The following is a 21,351-nucleotide window of genomic DNA, read 5'->3' as shown; positions in this document are numbered from 1 at the left end:
GCCGGCGCAGCAAAAGCCGCCCCGACGACCCTTCAAATTCAGCCATTAAGACTTAGAGTTTGTCTTAACGTAGTCAATCGCTTGTTGAACTGTGGTGATCTTTTCTGCTTCTTCGTCTGGAATTTCTGTTTCAAATTCTTCTTCCAAAGCCATGACCAATTCCACTGTGTCCAAGGAATCAGCGCCGAGATCATCTACGAAAGAAGATTCAGTTTTAATTTCCTCTTCTTTAACGCCGAGTTGCTCGGCCACAATCTTCTTAACGCGCTGTTCAATGTTTTCCATTACGGAGCCTCCGTGGGTTTTTAATAAAAATCGAGTGAGAATAGCAAAGCGATATGACAGATCATATTCTAAATGCCTTGCTATTAGCCCATCCACATTCCACCATTTACATGTAATGTGGTTCCAGTTACATACCCCGCCTGATCACTGGCCAGGTACAACACTGCCGCAGCAATGTCGCTTACCTGCCCCATGCGGCCGAGCGGGATTTGTTGCTTCAACTGATCCACCTGCGTTTCAGACAGGGAATCGGTCATGTCAGTTTGGATGAATCCGGGCGCAACACAGTTTACCGTGATATTGCGACTTCCCAGTTCACGTGCCAGCGCTTTTGTCATTCCGGCCACGCCTGCCTTGGCAGCAGCATAATTTGCCTGCCCGGCATTACCGCTTGTGCCCACCACCGACGTAATATTGATCATTCTGCCGGTCCTGGCTTTCATCATGGGTTTCATGGCCAGCTTGGACAGCTTGAACACCGACGACAGATTGGTAGCAATCACCGCATCCCAATCCTCGTCTTTCATACGCATGGAAAGCTGGTCGCGGGTAATACCTGCGTTGTTCACCAAAATGGCAAGCGTACCCAACTCCTCGGCGATCCGCACAAACAAGGGCTCAAGGCTGGCCGAATCAGTCACATTCAGCACGGCGCCAAAACCCTTCACACCCGCGGCCTTCAGGCCTTCGGAAATGTCAGAAGCACCGGCTTCAGAAGTAGCAGTACCCACCACGGTGGCACCTGCTTTGCCCAAAGTAACGGCGATTTCACGGCCAATGCCACGGCTGGCACCAGTGACCAAGGCAATTTTTCCTGTTAAATCAAACAATGACATGTCTCTTGTCCTATTTATTCAGCGTGAAGAGCTGCTTGAATGCTGTCTGGATCGAAAATATTGACAACTGGCACATCGCTGATTCGTTTGACCATACCCGCCAATACTTTGCCTGGACCACATTCTACAAACAGCGTGGTTCCAGCGGCGGTCATGGCCTGAATGGTTTCAACCCACCGAACGGGCCCATAAGCCTGCCGCACCAACGCATCACGAATTCTTTCGGGGTCGGATTCTACAGCCACATCAATGTTGTTGTACACAGGCAATGCTGGTGTTTCAAATTTAGTGTTCGCCAAGGCGGCGGCAAGCTTCACCGCTGCGGGTTTCATCAAGCTGGAATGAAACGGTGCGGAAACTGGCAATTCCAGAGCACGCTTGGCGCCCAAGGCTTTCGCAGCCTCGCAGGCAGTTTTCACGCCCTGCGCACTGCCTGCAATAACAACCTGGCTTGGCGCATTGAAGTTCACTGCTTCAGCCACTTCGCCATTTACGCTGGCCTGGCGGCACGCTTCTTTCACTTGTTCATCGGCAAGGCCCAGAATGGCAGCCATGCCGCCTTGCCCAACAGGCACTGCCTCCTGCATGGCTTGCGCACGAATGCGAACCAAGCCAAGCCCTTCGGACAAACTGAAAACACCCGCAGCAACCAATGCTGCATATTCACCCAAAGAATGCCCAGCAACCAGGTTTGGTGCAGAACCACCCGCAGCCAACCATGCGCGAAGCACCAACACATCGGCCATCAACATGGCGGGTTGGGTGTTCGCGGTCAAATTCAGGGATTCAGCGGGACCATTTTCAATCAACAAGCCAAGGTCCTGCCCCAAAGCCTGTTGGGCCTCAAGCCCAGCTGTTGTGTACAAGCTGGCTGTAGAAGCGTTGGTTTTAAATGCATTCAGCATTCCAACTGATTGGGAGCCTTGCCCTGGAAACAGAAAGGCGATTTTTTTTGTCATTTTCGAGGAGTTCGTCTAATTTGCAATTTGCGCTATTTTACATGCGAACGAGCACACTGCCCCATGTAAAACCACCTCCAACACCTTGTAAGAGCACGTTATGGCCTTTTTTAATCTGTTTTTGTTCCACAGCGTGGTTCAATGCCAGCGGAACGGAGGCTGCCGAGGTGTTGCCGTGCATACCCACCGTGATCACCACGCGTTCTTCAGGCAATTTCAATTTTTTGGCAACGGAGTGCAAAATCCGCACGTTGGCCTGATGTGGCACGAGGAAATCAAGATCTTCTAGCTTGAAACTCAAGCTTTCGAACAATTCCAGAGCGCTGTTACCCAGCACAGACACGGCTTGGCGAAAAACAGCCTGCCCGTCCATACGCAAAAACGGGTCGCCCACAATTTTCCCACCATCAATGCGACCGTTTGCATTCAATATACCGCTCAAAGTGCCATCTGAGTGCAATTTGCAACCCATTACTCCTGGCGCTTCACTGGCTTGTAAAACCACCGCACCCGCGCCATCTCCGAACAACACGCAAGTGGTTCGGTCATGCCAGTCCATTAAACGGCTGAACACCTCAGAGCCAATCACCAATGCGTTGCGGGCTTGCCCGGCGCGAATCATTGAATCGGCCACGGTGAGCGCATACACGAAGCCGCTGCACACGGCCTGAATATCGAAAGCCATGGCGTTTTTAGCGCCAATTTCCGCTTGAACTGCGCAAGCGGTGGATGGAAACACCTGATCAGGAGTTGAAGTGGCAAGAATGATGAGGTCGATTTGATCTGGCAACAAGCTGGCAGCAGTCAGAGCCCGCAAAGCGGCCTTGGTCGCCATTTGGCTGTTGGTTTCATCAGGTTCACAGAGGTATCTTTGTTGGATACCAGTGCGCGTTTCAATCCATTCAGCACTGGTTTCTACGCCTTTGGCGGCCAGGAACTCAGTTAATTCTTGATTTGAAACCGCACGCCTTGGCAGGCTTGCGCCTGTGCCAAGGATTGCACTATAAGGAGACATTAATTCACTTGGTCTGGTTTCACCGCGACTACAACAGATGCGGCTTCTCCTGCGCTTTCGGCCGCCGGAGCGGCCAGCGGCACGTAATGTGACATCGTGAGCCTGATACCGTCCAGCAGATTGCCTTTGGCTGCATCGTAAGCTCGCTTGATCGCATAGGAAAAGGCATAGGCGTCTGCCGAGCCATGGCTTTTTATCACAATCCCTTTAAGCCCAAGCAATGCAGCTCCGTTGTAGCGGCGGTGGTCCACCCTTTTTTTAAATCGAAGCAACACTGGCGCTGCAAATATTGCAGCCACTTTGGGCCACAGGCCTCTCTTGAACTCTGTCTTTATTATATCGCCCAGCATTTGAGCCAGGCCCTCAGAGGTTTTCAGGGCAACATTGCCAACAAAACCATCGCACACCACTACGTCGGTGGTGCCTTTGTATATGTCATTGCCTTCTACGTTGCCGTAAAAATTCAAATCGCTTGCACGCAACAACTCCGAGGCTTTTTTCACCACGTCATTGCCTTTGATTACTTCTTCGCCAATGTTCAACAAGCCAACGGTTGGGCGCTCAATTCCTTCAGTGCCCTTCACGAACGCTGAGCCCATGACGGCAAACTGAAAAAGGTGAGTGGGCTCGCAATCCACATTGGCACCCAAATCAAGCATCAGTGTGCCCTTGCCTTTCATATTGGGCAAAGCAGATGCAATCGCTGGGCGGTCAATGCTGTCGAGCGTTTTAAGCACGAAGCGCGAAATGGCCATCAATGCACCTGTATTACCCGCACTGACGAACGCAGACGCCAACCCGTCTTTCACCAGGTTGGCACACACTCGAATAGACGAGTCTTTTTTGTTGCGTAGGGCTTGAGCGGGCGGCTCGTCCATTTCAACCACTTCACTGGCGTGACGAATGGTGATCTGGGGATGCTCCAAGGCTTTTTTCTTGGTTAAAGCCGCTTCAATTTCAACCTGCTTACCAACCAGCACAAGCTGAGCATCGGGATGCAGCTTGATAAAGCGCAAACAGGCCGGGATGGTGACCGACAATCCGTGGTCTCCACCCATGCAATCAATCGCTATGCGAACCATCCGTTCTTAGACCTTTTGGTTTTCATGGCAACATGACTGCAGTTGCCTTGTTGAGCTGTAAATAAATTACTCGTCAGCTTTTGTTTTTACAACTTTCTTGCCACGGTACATGCCATTGGGGCTGATGTGGTGACGCAAGTGAATTTCGCCAGAAGATGAGTCAGCCGACAAGGTCGGTGCAGTCAGGTTCTGGTGCGAGCGGTGCATGCCACGCTTGGAAGGTGATTTTTTGTTCTGTTGAACAGCCATTTTAGAGCTCCATGTATAAAGGTGTTACTTCTTGCTGCCCTTGAGCAAATCGCTCAAGTTGGCAAAGGGACGCTGTACTTCCTGTGTAGGGCCACCAGCAGTGTCATCCTGGGACTCATCAGTATTCTCTTCGCCATCACCCTCTTCCCGCCAGCTTCGCCCAGCTTCTTCAGCGCAGGCGTCATGCTTGGGAAACATCGGGCAGGCCAGTAATATTTCGTCTTCAAGCCAATCTCGTAAGTTTATCGCACCCGGGCATGCAACAACGTCAGTGTGCTCATCCAACGTCTCTTCATCGTATGCGTCGGCTTGCGCCTCGGAGGTCACTAAAACCAAATGACGTTCAAAATCAATGGCGTATTCAACGCCAGAACCACACACCACACAAGAAAGTTCAGCATTGAACCGGCCTTTGAACCGGACCACGCTTTCAGACTTGGCATTTACACGCGCAGACACTTCCCAGAACTCTACCGTGCTTGAAACAATGTTTTCGTCTTCGGCCAGCCTTGGGAAGTCAAACTTCACTTCATCGCTGCCAATGCGTTCGCCCAAGCGAGAAAACGACCATGCGTCGAATTCATCAAACTGTTTTAGTGGGCCTTTTTGGCGCATGCAGATAAGAAAAGCAGGAAACGCGCGATAATACTCTGCTTAAAGTATTCTGTCAAAGCCAGCACACCCCAACCATGACTCGTTCCCTGTATTTAGCATCCAGTTCCAAATACCGCCGCGAGCTTTTAGCCCGCCTGCAAATAAATTTTCGTTGCCAGTCACCTCAGATTGATGAGTCAACCAAACCCAATGAGACGCCTTTGGACACGTGCCAGCGACTGGCACGTGAAAAAGCGCTGGCTATTGCGGCTGAACACCCAGCATCAGTCGTGATAGGTTCAGACCAAGTGGCCGATGTAGATGGCGTCGCCATTAGCAAGCCTGGCACGCATGACCGCGCACGTGCACAACTACGAAGCATGAGCGGCAAAACCATCGTATTTCATACTGCCGTTTGCGTGTGTTGCATTGAAACCAAACAAACCATTGAGTTCACGGTACCTACCTCAGTTGAGTTCAGAGAACTGAACTCAGCAGAAATTGAGCGCTACCTGATTGCCGAAGAACCTTACGACTGTGCAGGCTCCGCCAAAAGCGAAGGACTTGGTATTTCACTGTTGAAACGAATTGAGTCAAGCGACCCAACCGCTTTAATCGGTTTGCCTTTAATTGAAGTGGCCAATGCCCTTCGACAATTTGAAGTGACCCTGCCCTGACATGCTCTATTTGGTACCCAGCCCCCTTAGCCAAAAAACACCAAAACTTCCCGTGCTGGCTGCTGACCTGCCCAAGGTACAGCAATGCAAAGTTTGGTTGGTTGAAAACGCAAAACCTGCTCGAGCGGCGTTGAGCCATTTCAATATGCCGGTTGCTATTCGCGATCTAGGAATTTTTGAAATTGCTCAACTTGATGCCGAACAACGCAAAAAGTTTATCGAGCAATCCAAAGCGGGAGAACCAATCGCAATAATGAGCGACGCAGGCTGCCCGGGTGTGGCGGATCCAGGCGCAGAGATTGTCGCTTTGGCGCACAAGCTGGCCTGCCCGGTGTATCCACTTGTTGGACCAAGTTCCATTTTGCTTGCGCTAATGGGCAGTGGTTTGAATGGACAAAACTTTCGGTTTTATGGCTACCCACCCTTGGAGCCCGCTCAGCGCGACACCTGGATTAAACAAACCGAAAAAGAATCCAAAGCCCAAAAATGCACTCAGATTGTGATTGAAACGCCGTTTCGCAATGAAAAGCTGATTGAAGCATTGCTCAAACAGCTTTCAAGCGACACCTTGTTGTGTGTTGCTTGGGACTTAACAGGTGATGAGCAACATATTCACACGCAAACTGTTGAGCAATGGAAAAAGCAGCCGCCATCACCAGGGAAAGCGCCCTGCCTGTTTTTGTGGCTCGCCAGCTGATTCGCTGCCAAGTCGGTGAGAGTGGTACGCCAACCCGGCGTTGGTTCACTTGTTCCGCACTAAAAACCGCTTGATCCCTTTTTGATGTTCGCCCTTGCTCAAAGAATTCGGCAAAACAGATAGCCGACATCTTTCTCGACCATCTGTTTTGTCGAGAAAGATGAGTCAGTGTGAACTTCGAAGAGGGATCAACAGGTTTTTAGGCGAAACGTTGGGATTCGCGCCGATTCGGGCAATTAACACCCGAGCCTACCGAGCGCGTTGGACCCGCGCCGAATGGGCCAGAACCCTCGCCGACCGGGCGAAAACTCGCAGCAATTTACTGAAAGCCCAGTCGCTGGCTTGCGCCAAACTCAGGAAACACGCTTCGCACACCCTGACCAAACACAACCCCTACTCGCTCGGCGAAGCGTTCAGCGAATGAATCTTGCTCAGAGTAGTCCAGAATGTTCTCGGCCTTTATTACATCACGAGCTACGGTATCAATCGAGCCCAACGCGTCGGCCAGGCCAAGTTCCACGCTTCTTTCACCCGTCCACACCAAACCACTGAAAAGCTCGGGGTTTGAAGCAAGTTTATCGCCTCGACCATCTTTCACCACCTTAATGAACTGCTGGTGAATTTCCTCGGCCATTTGCTTGGCAAACTCGGTCTGATAGGGATCTGCCTCGCTAAATGGGTCTAAAAAGCCCTTGTTGTCGCCTGAGGTGATCAAACGACGCTCCACGCCCAATTTTTCCATGGTGCCGGTGAAGCCAAAACCGTTCATGACAACGCCGATTGAACCAACCAAGCTGGCTTTGTCAACGTAAATTTTGTCCGCAGCGGCTGCCACGTAATAGCCACCCGAAGCGCACACCTCCTCAACTACTGCATAAAAAGGCTTGTTTGGATACTTTGCACGCAGGCGTTTGATTTCATCATTAATCAAGCCTGCCTGAACAGGGCTGCCCCCCGGGCTGTTGATCCGCAAAATAACCCCCGCTGAACTTTCACTTTCAAAGGCGCTTCGCAAGCCCGAATTAATGCGGTCCGCACTGGCCATTGTGTCACTTGCAATCACGCCCTCAAGGTCCACAAGCGCAGTGTGGCGACTTACCTCCAGGCTGGGTCCATTGATCAATCCCATTAAGGATGCGATCACAATGCCAATGTATGCGAATCCGATCAGCTTGAAGAAAATTCCCCACCGGCGCTTGCGTCGTTGTTCTACCAGGGCCTCTGAGGCCAGTTTTTCGAGCAGCTTGCGCTCCCACTGCGTGTTTTCGTCGCTCATTTTTAATCCTCAATACCGTCAGCAGGCACTGTAATTAGTTCGGAGGGGGTCCAGAACACTGCACCCTCTTTCTCTTCAATGTTTAATCGCACCAGTGGGTTGCCGTCGCATGGGCCACCCAGGCAGCTACCGTCGGTGGCGTCGTAGCTGGCGCCATGGGTGGCACAAACGACAATTCGACCAGAATCATCGAGAAATTCACCGTAATTCCAATCCAGTTCCACTGGTACGTGGGAGCAGCGGTTCAGGAAACAGCGTGCTTGGTTATCAACACGCACCACAAATGCGGTGGTTTCTTCACCATTGTACAAAACCTTGAAGCGGTAACCTGTACCGCCCTCTTCAAGGTCGCTTGATTTGCATACTTGAAGTTGTTGCATGATTAAAGCTTGGAAGAAATGGTTTGAATAAGCCAAGGTGCCAGTTCATTGATTGACCTGAAAGACTGCAGATGCGGCACTTGGTTCAACAATTTGGGTGGGTGTGCACCAGTTTGAACCGACAAGGCTTGTACGCCAGCAGCCTTCGCCATATTCAAGTCGTGAGTCGTATCGCCGATCATGACAACATCCGATGGGTCGGTGTTGAACTCGTCCATCAATTCCAGAATCATTTGCGGGTGTGGCTTGCTGTGGCATTCGTCAGCACAACGCGAGCCCAAGAAATACTTCGCCGTGTCGGAATTGGACATGGCCCGATTCAGTCCATGCCTACTTTTGCCAGTGGCCACTGTGCAAATTACACCCATGTCATTGAGTTCTTTCAACAAAGGAATGGCGCCAGTGAACAGCTCAAGTTCATGGTCTTTACTTAAATAGTGTGTGCGGTAACTCTGAACAAGCAAGGCGATTTGATCTTCACTTGCGCCAGGTGCGGCATGGCGCAACGCGTCGCTTAATCCCAAACCAATGACATAAGAAGCGATTTCCTCACCCGGGTCGGGCAAGCCTGCGTCTACACATGCACGTTGAATAGAACGGGTAATTGCACCGGTTGAGTCGAGTATGGTGCCATCCCAATCAAACACCACCATTTTGTAAGTCATTTGCTGTCAACTGCCTGTAACGATTTTAAAAAACTGGCCAATTCAGGCGCCAATGGCGCCTCTAGTACTATAGTTTCATTTGTGGCTGGGTGTATCAACTGCAAGCGGGCTGCGTGTAAAAACATGCGTTTAAGGCCGTTCCTGGCCAACTGCTTGTTCATCTCGAAATTGCCGTAGCGATCATCACCAGCAATTGGAAACTTGTTGGCACTGGTGTGGACCCGTATTTGATGCGTTCGCCCAGTCAAAATTTGCGCCTGAATTAAAGTAAAGCTCGAATAAGCTGATTTATATGCTTGAATAATCTTGAATTTGGTACATGCCTTGTCGCCGCTTTCATCTACAAAAACCCGGGCCTCTTTCTCGCCAGTATTCGTTTTCAGCAAAGGCAAATCAACCTGCTTCAGTGACAAAGGCCAGTTTCCCAACACCAGGGTTTGATAATATTTCTTCCAGGAACGCGCTCGAAGTTGTTCTTGTAATATTCTGAGCGCACTGCGTTTTTTTGAGACGATCAAAATTCCTGACGTTTCACGATCAATCCGGTGAACAAGCTCGAGATCTTTATGAGTTTCCGCTCTAAGCGCCCGAATACATTCAATTAAACCAAAGGACGAACCTGAGCCGCCGTGTACCGCCATACCCGAAGGCTTGTTAACAACCAGAAGGTGATCGTCTTCAAACAAAATCGGAATGTCGGCAGCCGATTTCAAAAGCTGTACTTTACTTAAAGTGCTACTTGATGGAATGAATTCAAAGCTTTGTTTTTCCAACACCTGAATGGGTGGAACACGAACCACATCACCGATACAAAGTTTGGTTTTGGCTTCTGCCCGTTTGCGGTTGATTCGCACCTCGCCAGACCGGATTATCCGGAATACGTGGCTTTTGGGCACACCTTTGCAAAGGCTGCACAGAAAATTATCGAGACGCTGGTCTTGATGTGATTCGTCAATTTCGATCAGAACAGCCCTGTCGGGATTGGGTTTTTCCTGTGTTTTCAATTCTTTGTTTTACCAATTGGGCGGGTTCAGCATATAATCGGATTATCGCTTGGGAAGCGTCCGAATAGACTTCTGGATACGCCCCACCGCGGTTTTATTTAGTGGGTGTGCCGCCTACCCTGGATGGTGGCAATGATGGCTGAAAAAGAGGCGCGCGGCTTTTAGCCCGCCTGAAGCTGGAAACAAAGAATTTTACGCACCAGCGCGCACTAGAAGCGCTGGGTACTAACAAGAACGACGCAGGCCCACCTCACCAGGTGAAATTTGAACCAATATTTATTATTAAATATCAATGCCTTAGTATAATCGCCGCCCTTGCTTAAGCCGGGTGGCGCTTTGTTGTGTTCGTTGTTGATTCTCTTTGCTCCTTCCGCTTTTTCAGCATCTCTTTTCGCACTACGGTGCCATTGGAGTGTGCATGAAGCGCATGTTATTTAACGCAACTCATTCTGAAGAGTTGCGGGTCGCGATTGTCGACGGCCAGAAGCTTATCGACATTGACATTGAAACAGCTGGCCGTGAACAACGGAAAAGCAACATCTACAAAGGGATCATTACCCGAGTAGAACCCAGTCTGGAAGCCTGTTTCGTCAACTACGGCGAAGACCGTCACGGTTTTCTGCCATTCAAGGAAATTTCCCGTCAGTACTTCAAAGAAGGCGTAGAAGCCGGCAAAGCCCGCATTCAAGACGTTGTCAAAGAAGGCCAGGAACTGTTTGTTCAGGTTGAAAAGGAAGAACGTGGCAACAAGGGCGCAGCCCTGACCACCTTCATTTCACTGGCAGGCCGTTATTTGGTGTTGATGCCCAACAACCCGCGTGGTGGTGGTGTTTCCCGTCGCATTGAGGGTGAAGAGCGCCAGGAACTGCGTGAAGCGCTGGACAAGCTCGATTACCCCAAGGGCATGAGCATTATTGCCCGCACTGCAGGCATTGGCCGCTCAGTTGAAGAACTGCAGTGGGACTTGAATTACCTGCTTCAGCTGTGGACAGCGATTGATGGCGCAGGCAAGTCAGCCAATGGCGCATTCCTGATTTATCAGGAAAGCAGCCTGGTAATTCGTGCCATTCGCGACTACTTCAGCCCAGACATTGGTGAAGTACTGATCGACACCGATGAAATTTACGACCAAGCCAAGCAATTCATGCAACACGTGATGCCTGACATGATGAACTTGGTGAAGCGTTATCGCGACGACATTCCGCTGTTCAGCCGTTTCCAGATTGAACACCAGATTGAAACCGCATACAGCCGGATGGTTCCCCTGCCTTCAGGCGGCGCTATCGTAATCGACCACACTGAAGCATTGGTGTCGATCGACGTAAACTCGGCACGCTCTACCCGCGGAACCGACATTGAAGACACCGCTTTGCGCACCAACCTGGAAGCCGCTGAAGAAGTGGCTCGCCAACTGCGCCTGCGTGACCTGGGCGGCTTGATCGTGATCGATTTCATCGACATGGAAAAAGCCAGCAATCAGAAAGAAGTTGAAAACCGGGTTAAAGACAGCCTGCATTTTGACCGTGCGCGCGTGCAAATGGGCAAGATCAGCCGTTTCGGCTTGATGGAGTTAAGCCGTCAGCGTATTCGCCCCGCCCTGAACGAAGGTTCCCACACAACCTGCCCTCGCTGTAATGGCACTGGCGTAATTCGCGACACCGAAAGCACGGCTTTGCATGTACTACGTATTTTGCAAGAAGAAGCCATGAAAGAAGGCACAGCCAGCGTACACACGCAAGTGCCAGTTGATGTGGCCACTTTCCTGCTGAACGAAAAGCGTTCAGAGATTTACAAGCTGGAAGCGCGCTTGAAGGTGAATGTGCTCTTGATTCCAAACAAACATTTGGAAACGCCGCACTACGAGATCACGCGCCTGCGTCACGATGATGAGCGTCTGGAAGACACACGTCAAAGCTTTGAACTGGCAACGCCCAAAGAAGAGCAAAACTACTACGAAAAGAAAGTAGAAGGTGAAGCTGTAAAACGCCAGGAAGCAGTGATCAAAGGCGTAATTCCTACCCAACCTGCGCCGCCCCACCAAGAACGCAAGCCAAAAACTGAAGTTGCAGTTGCAGCAACAGTGGCAGGCCCTACTTTCATCCAAAAAATCATCGCATGGTTTAAAGGCAGCGCAGCCCCCGAAGTACCAGCAGTGGTTATCGATCAAAAAATCGGTGAACGTGGTGGTCGTGGACAAGGTCGCCCACAAGGTGATCGCAACGACTCACGCGGCGGACGCGGGCGCAATCGCCGCCGCGGTGGTGGTCGTGGTCGTGAAGACGAGGCGACAACTGGTGCTGGTGATGAAGTAAAAGCAGGCGACGCTCAACAACCACGTTCTTCACAACAGAACCGTGGCGGTCGTGGCAAGCCACGCGACGAACGCACGGCTGGTGCGGAAGTTCTTGAGGTCAAGCCCTTGGCTGCTGTAGAAGCGGCAACCAGTGAAGCGGCTGACACGGCGGAACAAAGCGAACGCACGGGGGGTCGCCGCAGACGTCGCCGTGGTCGCGGTGGTCGGGGCGCCGGTGAAGGCGAAGGCGAAATGGCAGCTGGCTCCGCCATGGAGCAGTCAGCGCTACAATCTGAAGATGCCTTCCAAGCGGCAGATGCAGCCGATGATGAAGAGCTGGCCAACAAGCTTGCCGAAACGATGTCCTACGGCAGCGACGAAGAAGCTGGTGGTGACGAACCACGCCGCAGACGTCGTCGTGGTCGCGGGGGTCGGGGTGGAAACCGTGAAGGACGTGAAGTACTGGGGGTTGCAGAAGCAACTGAAGGCACCGAAATTGTTCAAAATGTCGAAAATGCCAACTTGGAAATCGGTGATACCCGTGATTACGCATCACCAGTTAACGCATCCACCGGGTTGAACGTCTCGGAAATGGGACTTCCAGCTGAACCCACGCAGATGGGATCAACGGAAAACAACCCTGATGAATCGAATGTTCAATCAGTACAGTCGGTAATCGCTGCAGTTGCTCACACCGAAGCAGTGGAACAGACAATTGATGAGAACAAGGTTGAAAACAAGATTGAGCCTGTGGCCGAACCTGAAGCGACAGATCATGAAATTTTGACTGCTGCTGTACCAGCACCCCCGGAACAAGTGGCAGAGGCAACAGCCAAGGAGGACGCCGCTCCGTTGGTCTACACAACAGCGATAAGCACGACGCCCAAGCTGGACAAAGCTGGCTTAGAGCAAATGCTTGGTAACGCGGGCATGTTGTGGGTTGAAACAGACCAAGACAAATGGAATGTGGTTCAGTCAAGTTTAAAGGCTGCACCCAAAGCAGCCCGCGTTCCGCGTGAACGCAAGCCAGTTGTTCAAATTGCAAGCGAGAACCTGGTGTTGGTTGAAACCAAACCCGAGTTCCGAAACAGCTCGAACTAATCCAGCTCACGCTAGACGAACTCTCGTTTTGTAAAAACCAAGCCCGTGGAAAGTACTTTCCGCGGGCTTTTCTTATTTGCTTTCAAGAACATGCGCTTAAATCAGAATTGAGTTTGTTTTTGACCCCGAAAAAGCGCAGGCGTAAAAGTTGTTTGGCATTGATCTCCAATGCATTGATCGTCAGATTGAGTTCAGGATCTGCCGGTCAACCACCTAAAAAGGAGGTTGTTATGTCAGATGAAAAAGCAAGTATGTCTTCAGCCAGGGCCGTGCGTATTCGGTCCTCGGGAGTTGTATTTCAAATGGATGCGCTCAGTGACAATTTGAAAGCGCAGGTTGCATTGCTGGACGACGATGAACTCGCTGTGCTCAGCAGTATCAAGTTGAAGTTGAATTCTGGTCTGGATGAAAAAATCAAGCGAGCTGCCGACACAGTGGGCGGCTTCGTCTGGTAAAACTCCAGCAGCAACTGCAGTAACTTGAGGGCATTGTCTGCATGACTGCATCAATGCCCCCCATTGATTGCTTTGTTTCATGGACGTCAACCACCATGCATCTAGCTGAAATGCTTGCAAATCGAGCGGTACCGGCAGCAGGAATATCGATCGGAATCACCAGAAAATGCCCTTTAAGCTGCGCGCATTGCTCAACCAATTCGTCAATGGACAGCGAAGAGAGTCCAGCCGAACTTTACACCCGGTTCGTGGACACCTTTTCCGTCAAATCGCATCCAAAATTCATGGCCATGTCGGGCGGCGAAGCTCTACTGCGCCCTCAACTGGTTAGAAAGCTTGCAGTCAAGGCAAGGGAATCAGGCACCAAATCAAGCGTACTATCCGGCATGTTTTTCGCTCGAAAAACCAGCATTTCCAGATCGGTAAAGGCGGCAATCGATGCAGTCGATCATTTTTCGGTCAGCATGGATGAATTTCACGAAAGAGAAGTTTCACGATCCAATGTCTTCAAGGTCATTGGCCGTCTGCTGGATGACGGCATATCGATGAGCATGCACATTGCTGGTCGAAGCAATGATGACCCTTATCTGGATGATTTGGTTCATGACGTTCAAAAACACTTCGGCGATCGAATTCCGATGCTGGTCAACACGCTTTCTCCGTTTGGACGTGCAAAAGCCTTTGTGATCAGGGTGGTTTCGAAACTTGATAAACCCAGGGCTAATCCGTGCACCATGGCCGCCTGGCCTGTGGTCGGTTTTGATGGTGTGGTGGCGGTCTGTGGAAACGATGATTTAATTGGATGTGTGCCATCGCATCTTCGGCTCGGTGACATTCGAACCGACACTTGGCCGGAAATTCAGGCAAGGTGCATCGGCGGAACAATGCCCTCTGCTTTGAGAACATACGGACCGGAATACTTGCAGAGTAGCTTTGGCAAAGCCGGGTCCGCATGCGTGGGTTATTGCAACTCGTGCATTAGTCTGGAAACAAAAATCGCGCTGCAAAATCTCGTGTCGACCCACATGAGAAAACCAGGATCGAAAGTATTGAGCGATTCCGTCACTCAAATGCAAGTCGAAATGGGTGCTGTTCAATTTGCAAAGCGATACAGTCACCCGCGATTCGCTGAACTGGTTTTGTTGGGTTCTCGCCAATGAATCATGATGACATTGAGCGTATTCGACGCATGCCAGGTTCCTCGCTGTTGCTGTTCATCACAGACCGTTGCCCGGTGAATTGCGCCCACTGCTCGGTGGATTCGCGGTCAGATGGTCCGGTCATCTCCGATTACGATTTATTCGATGCGCTTTTAACTGGAATATGCCAACAAGAAAAAATTGAGGTGGTCGGGATCTCTGGCGGGGAGCCATTTGCAGAGCGACGGGGGTTGACATTAGCGTGTTCGAAATTCAATGAATGTGGCAAATCGATTGTGATTTATACAAGTGGGGTGTGGGCTAAGGCTTCAAAACCCCCAGGCTGGATTACCGATGTGCTGAAAAAGTGCAGCACCATTTATTTGAGTACTGATTCATTCCATCAAGCTGGGGTTCCGGTACAACATTTCACTCACGCTGCGTGCCAGATCGCGGACGCAGGGGCACATATTGTTGTTCAAACTTTGGATGTTAAACAGGCGTCGGATATCCTGCACAAGGCATTCAAGACAGATTTCACCAGTTTTGCCGAGATTGTTCCTATCGTTCCACTTCAAAATGGTCGAGGCAAACAGATTTTCAACTTCAGGCCAGCCACTCCGGCCGCTTCAGTTGGTAGTTGCGCCCTGGCCATTACACCGGTGGTTAGGTATGACGGCATCGTCACTTCCTGCTGCAACGAAGAAATCATCATGGGACATGGTCCCCAAAGGTTTCGTTCAAAAGCAAGAAGCAGTGATGATCTGGATGAAATACTGGTTCGCTACAAACATGATCCATTGATGCGCTGTGTTGCCGGGGTGGGTCTTGGGCAATTGCTGATACACCCTCGACTGGACTCGCTGAATAAACAAAAGTACGTAAGTACCTGCCAATTGTGCTGGGAGATCATGAAAAAATTTCCAGCCTTGCCTCCAACTGATCGATTAATCCATGCAATCGCCGAACTGGGAGAAGCCGATGAACACCACATCCACTCGACTTGAAGAAAAACTGGAGTTATTGCGACCAGCCATGCAAGAAGCGGCTGAAAAACTGTGGTCTTCTCCGAATGTCAGGAAAATTTATCCCTTGTATTTGGAGCAGATGCACATGGTGGTGCGAAGCGGCGTTTCCCTCATGAGAACAGCCGCTTTGGCAGCCAGCAAATTGTCGGAATCTTGCGCCTTTCGAAGAACCTTGGTGGATTACCTGGACAAACACATTGAAGAGGAAAAAGGCCACGATCAGTGGTTAATGGATGACTATGAAGCCACGGGTGGCAGGAAAGAGTATTTAATTTCCAAAATTCCATCTTGCCAAGTGGCCTCCATGGTTGGCGCTCAATATTACTGGATTATTCACCACCATCCTGTGATGATCATGGGGCACATTGCCGCTCTGGAGATAAATCATCCACCCGCAGGATTTTCCAAACGTTTGGCCAAATTAACTGGCTTTCCGAGCAAGGCCTTCAGTGCCATAGCGCGCCATGAGGTGCTCGACCTAAAGCACAAAATAGAGATTCTGGACTTAATAGACCAGCTTAATCTGGAAACTCGAGAGGAAGTCGCTGTTGGGGTCAGCGGTTTGCACACGCTACAAAGTGGTGTGAGTGTGTTAAGCGCAATTCGGAGCCGGTCTAAAAAAAACCCGCTCATTGCTGAGCGGGTTTTTAATCTTCCTTGGGGAATACACAAGGTTAAAAACTCATCTTAGCGAGCCATTACCTGTGAACCCATTGCAGTAGCACCCTCTTTCGAACGCACAGGCGAAATCTTGCCTGATTTGATGTCCTCGTACCAAGCGTCGTGATGCGCCTTAGCCCATGTTTCATCCACGTAACCATCACGCATGGCTTCGAGGGCACCTTCCATGCCAACAGAGCCGATGTAGATGTGCCCCATGGACATGATCATGAACAACATGGCTGCACTTGCATGAATGACATGCGACTGCTGCATCAACACGCGACCCTGGTCAAAGTTGGGGAAGTCGAGGATCAAGCCTGTTACGGACACCACAATGCCAAGTACCGTAACGCCGCCCCAGAACCAGATTTTCTCGCCCATGTTGAAGCGACCCGCTGGCGCATGCCCGAACAAACCACCACCTTTCTTCAGCCACTCGATGTCATTCTTCTCGGGCAAGTTGTCTTTCACATACATGATGAAGAACACGATGACGCTAACTGCAAACAAAGGACCCACGAAGTTGTGAATCACAATGCTGATGGATGCCAGCCATGAATTGAGGGTAAGCCCCATCCATGGTGCCAACACATATTTGCCGAACATCAACAACAAGCCGGTGATTGCCAACGCCACAAAACTGAATGCCATGGTCCAGTGGGCCACACGTTCTGCAGACGTAAAACGCTCAATCAGCCTGCCGGTACGTGGCTCGGGCAATTTTACAGGGCCTTTTACCAAATGAGCACCCACAATAATCAGGAAAACCAACGCAACGGCCCAGCCGCCATAGTAAGAAATCCAGTCATTGCGGATCATGCGCCATGTTTCACCGCTTTTGTTAATCAACACCCCGGTTTCACGGCCTTTTGTTACGGTGGTGAAAGACTCACCCGACGCAACACCTTCCCAAACCGGTGCGTTATTCAGGGGCTGCGTTTGTTGCTTCTGAACTTGCGCTTGCGAGCGTTCAGTTGCATCTTGCGCCATGGCCCCCGCCGACCAAAGTGAGCAAACTGCCAACACCATGGCCATGAACAAAGCCACAAGGGCCTTGTTCAAGCCAGGCTGTGCAGCGGCCCGAATGGTTGAATGTGTCATGATTGACTCTCCTTATTGGGCCTTTGCCGAATCACCAGTGCGAACATATTCGTTCTGTGCCTTGGCTCGGTTGTTCAGGGTGTCTGACCAGCCTTGCTTGTCACCCGCCTTGAAGCCGCCAGCGGTGTATTCACCGCCACCAGTTTCATACGCGGGTGTATCGGCCTTGCCTGCGTACCCCTTGCCTTCATTGGCATCTTCCAGAGGTGAACAGCCAGCAGCCAACACAAGACCGAAAACTGCCCCAGACAGAATCAACTTGCTGCGAAGCGCCATAATTACGCGCCCTCCTTGGCAGGTTGACCATAAGCAGAACTCCAGCCCCACACTTCAGCGCCTTTGCCACGAACAACCACGCGATTGCGGAAGATGTCGGAGACTACGTCACCGTCACCAGCCAACAAGGCCTTGGTTGAACACATTTCCGCGCACAGTGGCAGCTTGCCCTCGGCAAGACGGTTGCGACCGTACTTTTCGAACTCGGCTTCAGAAGCGTCTTCTTCAGGACCGCCTGCACAGAATGTGCATTTGTCCATTTTGCCGCGCTGACCGAAAGCACCTTCCTGAGGGAACTGTGGTGCGCCGAACGGGCAAGCATAGAAGCAGTAACCGCAACCGATACACAGGTCCTTGTCGTGCAACACAACACCTTCGTCGGTCTTGTAGAAGCAATTCACAGGGCAGACAGCCTGGCAAGGCGCATCTGAGCAGTGCATACAGGCTACGGAGATTGAACGCTCTCCGGGTTCGCCATCATTAATCGTTACAACGCGGCGGCGGTTAATGCCCCATGCCACCTCGTGCTCGTTTTTACAGGCGGTGACGCAGCCATTGCACTCAATGCAACGCTCGGCATCACATAGAAACTTCATACGTGCCATTTTCTTATCTCCTTTGCATTAGTGCTTATGCCAACTTTTCGATTTGGCATACGGTGGTCTTCGTCTCTTGCATCATGGTGACGCTGTCGTAACCGTAAGTAGTTGCAGTATTCACTGCTTCACCACGCACGATTGGTGCTGCGCCTTCCGGATAGCTGTCGATCATGTCCTTGCCTTCCCAATGTCCAGAGAAGTGGAATGGAAGGAACACAGTGTCTGGACCCACGCGGCGTGTAACCAAGGCTTGAACCTGGATTTTTGCGCCTGTCGGTGTAGTGACACGAACCTGATCGCCATGCTTGATGCCACGGTCGTTTGCCGCAACCGGGTTGATTTCAACAAACATGTCTTGTTGAAGTTCCGCCAGCCATGGGTTGGAACGTGTTTCCTCACCACCACCTTCGTATTCCACCAAACGACCTGAAGTCATGATCAAGGGGAAAGAATTGCCGATGTCGGCATTCTTTTCCTGAAGTGACTTGTACAGGGTTGGCAGGCGCCAGAAGCCAGCCTTGTCGTCATGTGTAGGGTACTTGGCGACCAAATCAGGCTTGGTCGAGTAAATCGGCTCACGGTGCTTGGGCACTGGATCCGGGAAGTTCCACACCACGGCGCGGGCCTTGGCGTTGCCAAACGGATGGCAGCCGTGCTTCATCACCACACGCTGGATGCCACCAGAAAGATCGGTCTTCCAGTTTTTGCCTTCAGCTTCGGTTTTTTCAGCTTCGGTCAGATCATCCCACCAGCCCATCTGCTTGACCATGTCGGCGGTAAATTCTGGGTAACCTGTGGTGATTTCCGCACCCAAAGAATGGGAGCCGTCTTCAGCCAACAAATTAACACCGTCCTTCTCAACACCAAAGTTGGCGCGGAAATTGCCGCCACCATCCATCACGTGTTTGTCGGTCTGGTACAGGTTGGGTGAACCTGGGTGCTTGGCGTCTGCGTTGCCATAGCATGGCCATGGCAGGCCGAAGTATTCACCATCACATGGACCGCCTTCGGCTTTCAATGTACGAACGTTGAAGGTGTGCATGTTTTTCATGTGCAGCTTCAAGCGCTCTGGGCTTTGGCCGGTGTAACCGATGGTCCACGTGCCCTTGTTGATTTCACGCAAAATGGATTCGATTTCCGGTTCCATCATGCCGCCCTTGCCTTTGACCATGGTCAAGGTCTTAGTCAATTCCGCAGCAAAGCCCAGCTTTTCGGCCAATTGATACATGATCATGTGGTCGTTGCGGCTGTCATACAAGGGCTCAATTACTTTCTCGCGCCACTGAATCGAACGGTTGGATGCTGTGATCGATCCTGACGATTCAAACTGAGTGGTTGAAGGCAGCAAATACACTTCACGATTTGGGTTCAAACCAGCGGGGTCGCCAGGCATTGCTGCCATAGCGGCAGCTGCTGTTGGATAGGGGTCCACGATCACCAACAAATCCAGCTTGTCCATGGCTTTCTTCATGTCCAAACCACGGCTTTGCGAGTTGGGTGCATGCCCCCAGAAGAACAGGCCACGCAAATTGCCAGCTTTTTGATCAATCAGCTCGGGGTTTTCAAGTACACCGTCTACCCAGCGGGAAACTGTCATGCCGGCCTTGGTGCTCATCCCTTCGGCGTAGCGGCTCTTAATGTATTCATAATCAAGATCCCACACGCGGCACCAGTGCTTCCATGAACCCTCGGCAACACCGTAGTAACCGGGCAACGAATCTGGGTTTGGACCTACATCGGTCGCGCCCTGTACGTTACAGTGACCACGGAAAATGTTCGCACCACCGCCAGATACACCCACGTTACCAAGTGCAAGCTGCAAAATGCAAGATGCACGTACCATGGCGTTACCGATGCTGTGCTGGGTTTGGCCCATACACCACACGATGGTTGCTGGCTTGGCTTTGGCCATCATTTCTGCGACTTTGTACATCTGGGCTTCATTCACGCCGCAGGCTTCTTCAACCTTCTCGGGGGTCCAGTTGGCCATCACTTCAGCCTTGATCTGGTCCATGCCGTAAACACGGTCATTGATGTACTTTTTGTCTTCCCAGCCATTTTTGAAGATGTGGTACAACATGCCGAACAGGAATGGAATGTCTGAACCTGAACGAATTCGAACGTACTCATCAGCGCGGGCTGCGGTGCGTGTAAAGCGTGGATCGACCACGATCATCTTCGCGCCGGTTTCCTTGGCATGCAGCATGTGCAACATGGATACAGGGTGTGCTTCAGCTGCGTTAGAACCAATGTACAACGCACACTTCGTGTTCTGCATGTCGTTGTAGGAGTTGGTCATTGCGCCATAACCCCAGGTGTTCGCAACGCCAGCCACTGTCGTGGAATGGCAAATACGCGCCTGGTGGTCAGTGTTGTTTGAACCCCAGAGAGAAACCCACTTGCGCATCAAGTAGGCTTGTTCATTGCTGTGCTTTGAAGAGCCAATTACAAAAATGGAATCGGGGCCATTGGCCTCGCGCAATTCCATCATTTTCTTGCTGACCGCTTCCAGCGCCTCGTCCCAGGTAATTTTCTGGTACTTGCCGTCCACCAGCTTCATGGGGTATTTCAAGCGGTGTTCGCCATGGCCGTGTTCACGCAAAGCTGCGCCCTTGGCACAATGTGCGCCCAGGTTGATCGGGCTTTCGAACACAGGGTTTTGGCGAACCCACACGCCGTTTTGCACTACTGCATCGGTGGCGCAACCCACGGAGCAATGTGAACAAATCGTGCGTTTAATTTCGATTGTGCCGCCAGCGGTGCTGCCTTCGGCAGCGGCTTCGGCCTTGCGAACCATGCCAAATGGAAGGCTGCCCGCAACGGCACCTGCACCCACACCAATGCCTGAGCGCTTCAGGAATGACCGACGGTCCATCGTGGCGCCCAAGCGTGACCCAATTTTATTGAGCAGGCTGTGGTTGTGATTCGGAATCACTTTGGCCACTGTCTTTTCTTCTCTTCTCTTTAACATCCTGGT

The 21,351-nt window shown here is 51.3% G+C and carries 22 protein-coding genes; 7 read left to right on the top strand and 15 right to left on the bottom strand.

Going from position 1 to position 21,351, the window contains the following annotated elements; all coding sequences use genetic code 11:
- Positions 1 to 45: 45 nt before the first annotated feature.
- The 7 genes from acpP to NSP04_RS09615 form a co-directional block, all read right to left on the bottom strand.
- Positions 46 to 285 carry an acyl carrier protein gene (gene acpP / locus NSP04_RS09645; protein ID WP_257512117.1) on the bottom strand — a complete coding sequence of 80 codons (240 nt, stop codon included), beginning with the start codon at positions 283 to 285 and terminating at the stop codon, positions 46 to 48.
- A gap of 83 nt (positions 286 to 368) precedes the next feature.
- Positions 369 to 1,121, bottom strand: a complete 753-nt coding sequence (gene fabG, locus NSP04_RS09640) for a 3-oxoacyl-ACP reductase FabG (RefSeq protein ID WP_257512116.1) — start codon at positions 1,119 to 1,121, stop codon at positions 369 to 371.
- 14 nt (positions 1,122 to 1,135) lie between these two features.
- Positions 1,136 to 2,080 (bottom strand): ACP S-malonyltransferase, encoded by a 945-nt coding sequence (gene fabD, locus NSP04_RS09635; RefSeq protein WP_257512115.1) that lies wholly within the window; start codon positions 2,078 to 2,080, stop codon positions 1,136 to 1,138.
- 37 nt (positions 2,081 to 2,117) lie between these two features.
- On the bottom strand, positions 2,118 to 3,095 hold the full coding sequence (locus tag NSP04_RS09630) for a beta-ketoacyl-ACP synthase III (RefSeq protein ID WP_257512114.1): 978 nt from the start codon (positions 3,093 to 3,095) through the stop codon (positions 2,118 to 2,120).
- Complete coding sequence (gene plsX, locus NSP04_RS09625) at positions 3,095 to 4,177, bottom strand: phosphate acyltransferase PlsX (RefSeq protein ID WP_257512113.1); 1,083 nt, start codon at positions 4,175 to 4,177, stop codon at positions 3,095 to 3,097. The genes NSP04_RS09630 and plsX overlap by 1 nt, the downstream gene beginning before the upstream one ends.
- Positions 4,178 to 4,243: 66 nt before the next feature.
- Positions 4,244 to 4,426, bottom strand: a complete 183-nt coding sequence (gene rpmF / locus NSP04_RS09620; protein ID WP_257512112.1) for a 50S ribosomal protein L32 — start codon at positions 4,424 to 4,426, stop codon at positions 4,244 to 4,246.
- A gap of 24 nt (positions 4,427 to 4,450) precedes the next feature.
- Complete coding sequence (locus tag NSP04_RS09615) at positions 4,451 to 5,041, bottom strand: YceD family protein (RefSeq protein ID WP_257512111.1); 591 nt, start codon at positions 5,039 to 5,041, stop codon at positions 4,451 to 4,453.
- Between the two features lie 74 nt (positions 5,042 to 5,115).
- Between NSP04_RS09615 and NSP04_RS09610 the strand changes: the two genes are divergently transcribed.
- Entirely contained in the window at positions 5,116 to 5,697 is a 582-nt protein-coding gene (locus NSP04_RS09610; RefSeq protein WP_257512110.1) for a Maf family protein, read from the top strand.
- Between the two features lies 1 nt (position 5,698).
- The gene (locus tag NSP04_RS09605; RefSeq protein WP_257512109.1) at positions 5,699 to 6,394 is read left to right on the top strand and encodes an SAM-dependent methyltransferase; all 696 of its coding nucleotides are present in this window, start codon (positions 5,699 to 5,701) and stop codon (positions 6,392 to 6,394) included.
- 319 nt (positions 6,395 to 6,713) lie between these two features.
- On the opposite strand, the gene NSP04_RS09600 is transcribed toward NSP04_RS09605, so the two are convergent.
- Genes NSP04_RS09600 through NSP04_RS09585 form a run of 4 tightly spaced genes read right to left on the bottom strand, consistent with a single transcriptional unit; the run spans position 6,714 to position 9,719 of the window.
- Positions 6,714 to 7,670, bottom strand: a complete 957-nt coding sequence (locus NSP04_RS09600; protein ID WP_257512108.1) for a S49 family peptidase — start codon at positions 7,668 to 7,670, stop codon at positions 6,714 to 6,716.
- A gap of 2 nt (positions 7,671 to 7,672) precedes the next feature.
- Complete coding sequence (locus NSP04_RS09595; protein ID WP_257512107.1) at positions 7,673 to 8,050, bottom strand: Rieske (2Fe-2S) protein; 378 nt, start codon at positions 8,048 to 8,050, stop codon at positions 7,673 to 7,675.
- 2 nt (positions 8,051 to 8,052) lie between these two features.
- On the bottom strand, positions 8,053 to 8,715 hold the full coding sequence (locus tag NSP04_RS09590; RefSeq protein WP_257512106.1) for an HAD-IIIA family hydrolase: 663 nt from the start codon (positions 8,713 to 8,715) through the stop codon (positions 8,053 to 8,055).
- Complete coding sequence (locus NSP04_RS09585; protein WP_257512105.1) at positions 8,712 to 9,719, bottom strand: RluA family pseudouridine synthase; 1,008 nt, start codon at positions 9,717 to 9,719, stop codon at positions 8,712 to 8,714. The genes NSP04_RS09590 and NSP04_RS09585 overlap by 4 nt, the downstream gene beginning before the upstream one ends.
- A gap of 418 nt (positions 9,720 to 10,137) precedes the next feature.
- Here NSP04_RS09585 and NSP04_RS09580 point away from each other — a divergent pair, with 418 nt between their 5' ends.
- The 5 genes from NSP04_RS09580 (at position 10,138) to NSP04_RS09560 (ending at position 16,426) form a co-directional block, all read left to right on the top strand.
- Positions 10,138 to 13,113, top strand: coding sequence for an Rne/Rng family ribonuclease (locus tag NSP04_RS09580; protein ID WP_257512104.1), 2,976 nt, complete (start codon positions 10,138 to 10,140; stop codon positions 13,111 to 13,113).
- Between the two features lie 230 nt (positions 13,114 to 13,343).
- Entirely contained in the window at positions 13,344 to 13,568 is a 225-nt protein-coding gene (locus NSP04_RS09575; RefSeq protein ID WP_257512103.1) for an aroma-sacti cluster domain-containing protein, read from the top strand.
- A 41-nt stretch (positions 13,569 to 13,609) separates the two neighbouring features.
- Positions 13,610 to 14,728: a radical SAM protein gene (locus tag NSP04_RS09570; protein ID WP_306815307.1), complete on the top strand. Its 1,119-nt coding sequence runs from the start codon at positions 13,610 to 13,612 to the stop codon at positions 14,726 to 14,728.
- On the top strand, positions 14,725 to 15,714 hold the full coding sequence (locus tag NSP04_RS09565; protein ID WP_257512102.1) for a radical SAM family protein: 990 nt from the start codon (positions 14,725 to 14,727) through the stop codon (positions 15,712 to 15,714). Before NSP04_RS09570 ends, NSP04_RS09565 begins: the two co-directional genes overlap by 4 nt.
- Positions 15,689 to 16,426: an iron-containing redox enzyme family protein gene (locus tag NSP04_RS09560; RefSeq protein ID WP_257512101.1), complete on the top strand. Its 738-nt coding sequence runs from the start codon at positions 15,689 to 15,691 to the stop codon at positions 16,424 to 16,426. Before NSP04_RS09565 ends, NSP04_RS09560 begins: the two co-directional genes overlap by 26 nt.
- Here the strand turns inward: NSP04_RS09560 and NSP04_RS09555 are convergent.
- Genes NSP04_RS09555 through NSP04_RS09540 form a run of 4 tightly spaced genes read right to left on the bottom strand, consistent with a single transcriptional unit; the run spans position 16,423 to position 21,345 of the window.
- A complete protein-coding gene (locus NSP04_RS09555) occupies positions 16,423 to 17,499 on the bottom strand; it encodes a formate dehydrogenase subunit gamma (RefSeq protein WP_257512100.1) in 1,077 nt (358 codons plus the stop codon). The two genes, NSP04_RS09560 and NSP04_RS09555, sit on opposite strands and share 4 nt — an antisense overlap.
- A gap of 12 nt (positions 17,500 to 17,511) precedes the next feature.
- Positions 17,512 to 17,775, bottom strand: coding sequence for a hypothetical protein (locus NSP04_RS09550; RefSeq protein ID WP_257512099.1), 264 nt, complete (start codon positions 17,773 to 17,775; stop codon positions 17,512 to 17,514).
- Positions 17,776 to 17,777: 2 nt separating this feature from the next.
- A complete protein-coding gene (gene fdh3B, locus NSP04_RS09545; RefSeq protein WP_159570467.1) occupies positions 17,778 to 18,380 on the bottom strand; it encodes a formate dehydrogenase FDH3 subunit beta in 603 nt (200 codons plus the stop codon).
- A 25-nt stretch (positions 18,381 to 18,405) separates the two neighbouring features.
- Complete coding sequence (locus NSP04_RS09540; RefSeq protein WP_257512098.1) at positions 18,406 to 21,345, bottom strand: molybdopterin-dependent oxidoreductase; 2,940 nt, start codon at positions 21,343 to 21,345, stop codon at positions 18,406 to 18,408.
- Positions 21,346 to 21,351 lie beyond the last annotated feature (6 nt).

The organism is Limnobacter parvus, assembly GCF_024623725.1.
Taxonomy (GTDB): Bacteria; Pseudomonadota; Gammaproteobacteria; order Burkholderiales; family Burkholderiaceae_B; genus Limnobacter; species Limnobacter parvus.
The sequence above is the reverse complement of the archived record's forward strand: the minus strand, read 5'-3'. Positions and strand labels throughout refer to the sequence as shown.

What these genes read in the sequence shown, in the direction of transcription:
- acpP (WP_257512117.1), bottom strand. Translation starts at nt 285, where the DNA reads ATGGAAAACATTGAACAGCGCGTTAAGAAGATTGTGGCCGAGCAACTC.
- fabG (WP_257512116.1), bottom strand. Translation starts at nt 1,121, where the DNA reads ATGTCATTGTTTGATTTAACAGGAAAAATTGCCTTGGTCACTGGTGCC.
- fabD (WP_257512115.1), bottom strand. Translation starts at nt 2,080, where the DNA reads ATGACAAAAAAAATCGCCTTTCTGTTTCCAGGGCAAGGCTCCCAATCA.
- NSP04_RS09630 (WP_257512114.1), bottom strand. Translation starts at nt 3,095, where the DNA reads ATGTCTCCTTATAGTGCAATCCTTGGCACAGGCGCAAGCCTGCCAAGG.
- plsX (WP_257512113.1), bottom strand. Translation starts at nt 4,177, where the DNA reads ATGGTTCGCATAGCGATTGATTGCATGGGTGGAGACCACGGATTGTCG.
- rpmF (WP_257512112.1), bottom strand. Translation starts at nt 4,426, where the DNA reads ATGGCTGTTCAACAGAACAAAAAATCACCTTCCAAGCGTGGCATGCAC.
- NSP04_RS09615 (WP_257512111.1), bottom strand. Translation starts at nt 5,041, where the DNA reads ATGCGCCAAAAAGGCCCACTAAAACAGTTTGATGAATTCGACGCATGG.
- NSP04_RS09610 (WP_257512110.1), top strand. Translation starts at nt 5,116, where the DNA reads ATGACTCGTTCCCTGTATTTAGCATCCAGTTCCAAATACCGCCGCGAG.
- NSP04_RS09605 (WP_257512109.1), top strand. Translation starts at nt 5,699, where the DNA reads ATGCTCTATTTGGTACCCAGCCCCCTTAGCCAAAAAACACCAAAACTT.
- NSP04_RS09600 (WP_257512108.1), bottom strand. Translation starts at nt 7,670, where the DNA reads ATGAGCGACGAAAACACGCAGTGGGAGCGCAAGCTGCTCGAAAAACTG.
- NSP04_RS09595 (WP_257512107.1), bottom strand. Translation starts at nt 8,050, where the DNA reads ATGCAACAACTTCAAGTATGCAAATCAAGCGACCTTGAAGAGGGCGGT.
- NSP04_RS09590 (WP_257512106.1), bottom strand. Translation starts at nt 8,715, where the DNA reads ATGACTTACAAAATGGTGGTGTTTGATTGGGATGGCACCATACTCGAC.
- NSP04_RS09580 (WP_257512104.1), top strand. Translation starts at nt 10,138, where the DNA reads ATGAAGCGCATGTTATTTAACGCAACTCATTCTGAAGAGTTGCGGGTC.
- NSP04_RS09575 (WP_257512103.1), top strand. Translation starts at nt 13,344, where the DNA reads ATGTCAGATGAAAAAGCAAGTATGTCTTCAGCCAGGGCCGTGCGTATT.
- NSP04_RS09570 (WP_306815307.1), top strand. Translation starts at nt 13,610, where the DNA reads ATGACTGCATCAATGCCCCCCATTGATTGCTTTGTTTCATGGACGTCA.
- NSP04_RS09565 (WP_257512102.1), top strand. Translation starts at nt 14,725, where the DNA reads ATGAATCATGATGACATTGAGCGTATTCGACGCATGCCAGGTTCCTCG.
- NSP04_RS09560 (WP_257512101.1), top strand. Translation starts at nt 15,689, where the DNA reads ATGAACACCACATCCACTCGACTTGAAGAAAAACTGGAGTTATTGCGA.
- NSP04_RS09555 (WP_257512100.1), bottom strand. Translation starts at nt 17,499, where the DNA reads ATGACACATTCAACCATTCGGGCCGCTGCACAGCCTGGCTTGAACAAG.
- NSP04_RS09550 (WP_257512099.1), bottom strand. Translation starts at nt 17,775, where the DNA reads ATGGCGCTTCGCAGCAAGTTGATTCTGTCTGGGGCAGTTTTCGGTCTT.
- fdh3B (WP_159570467.1), bottom strand. Translation starts at nt 18,380, where the DNA reads ATGGCACGTATGAAGTTTCTATGTGATGCCGAGCGTTGCATTGAGTGC.
- NSP04_RS09540 (WP_257512098.1), bottom strand. Translation starts at nt 21,345, where the DNA reads ATGTTAAAGAGAAGAGAAGAAAAGACAGTGGCCAAAGTGATTCCGAAT.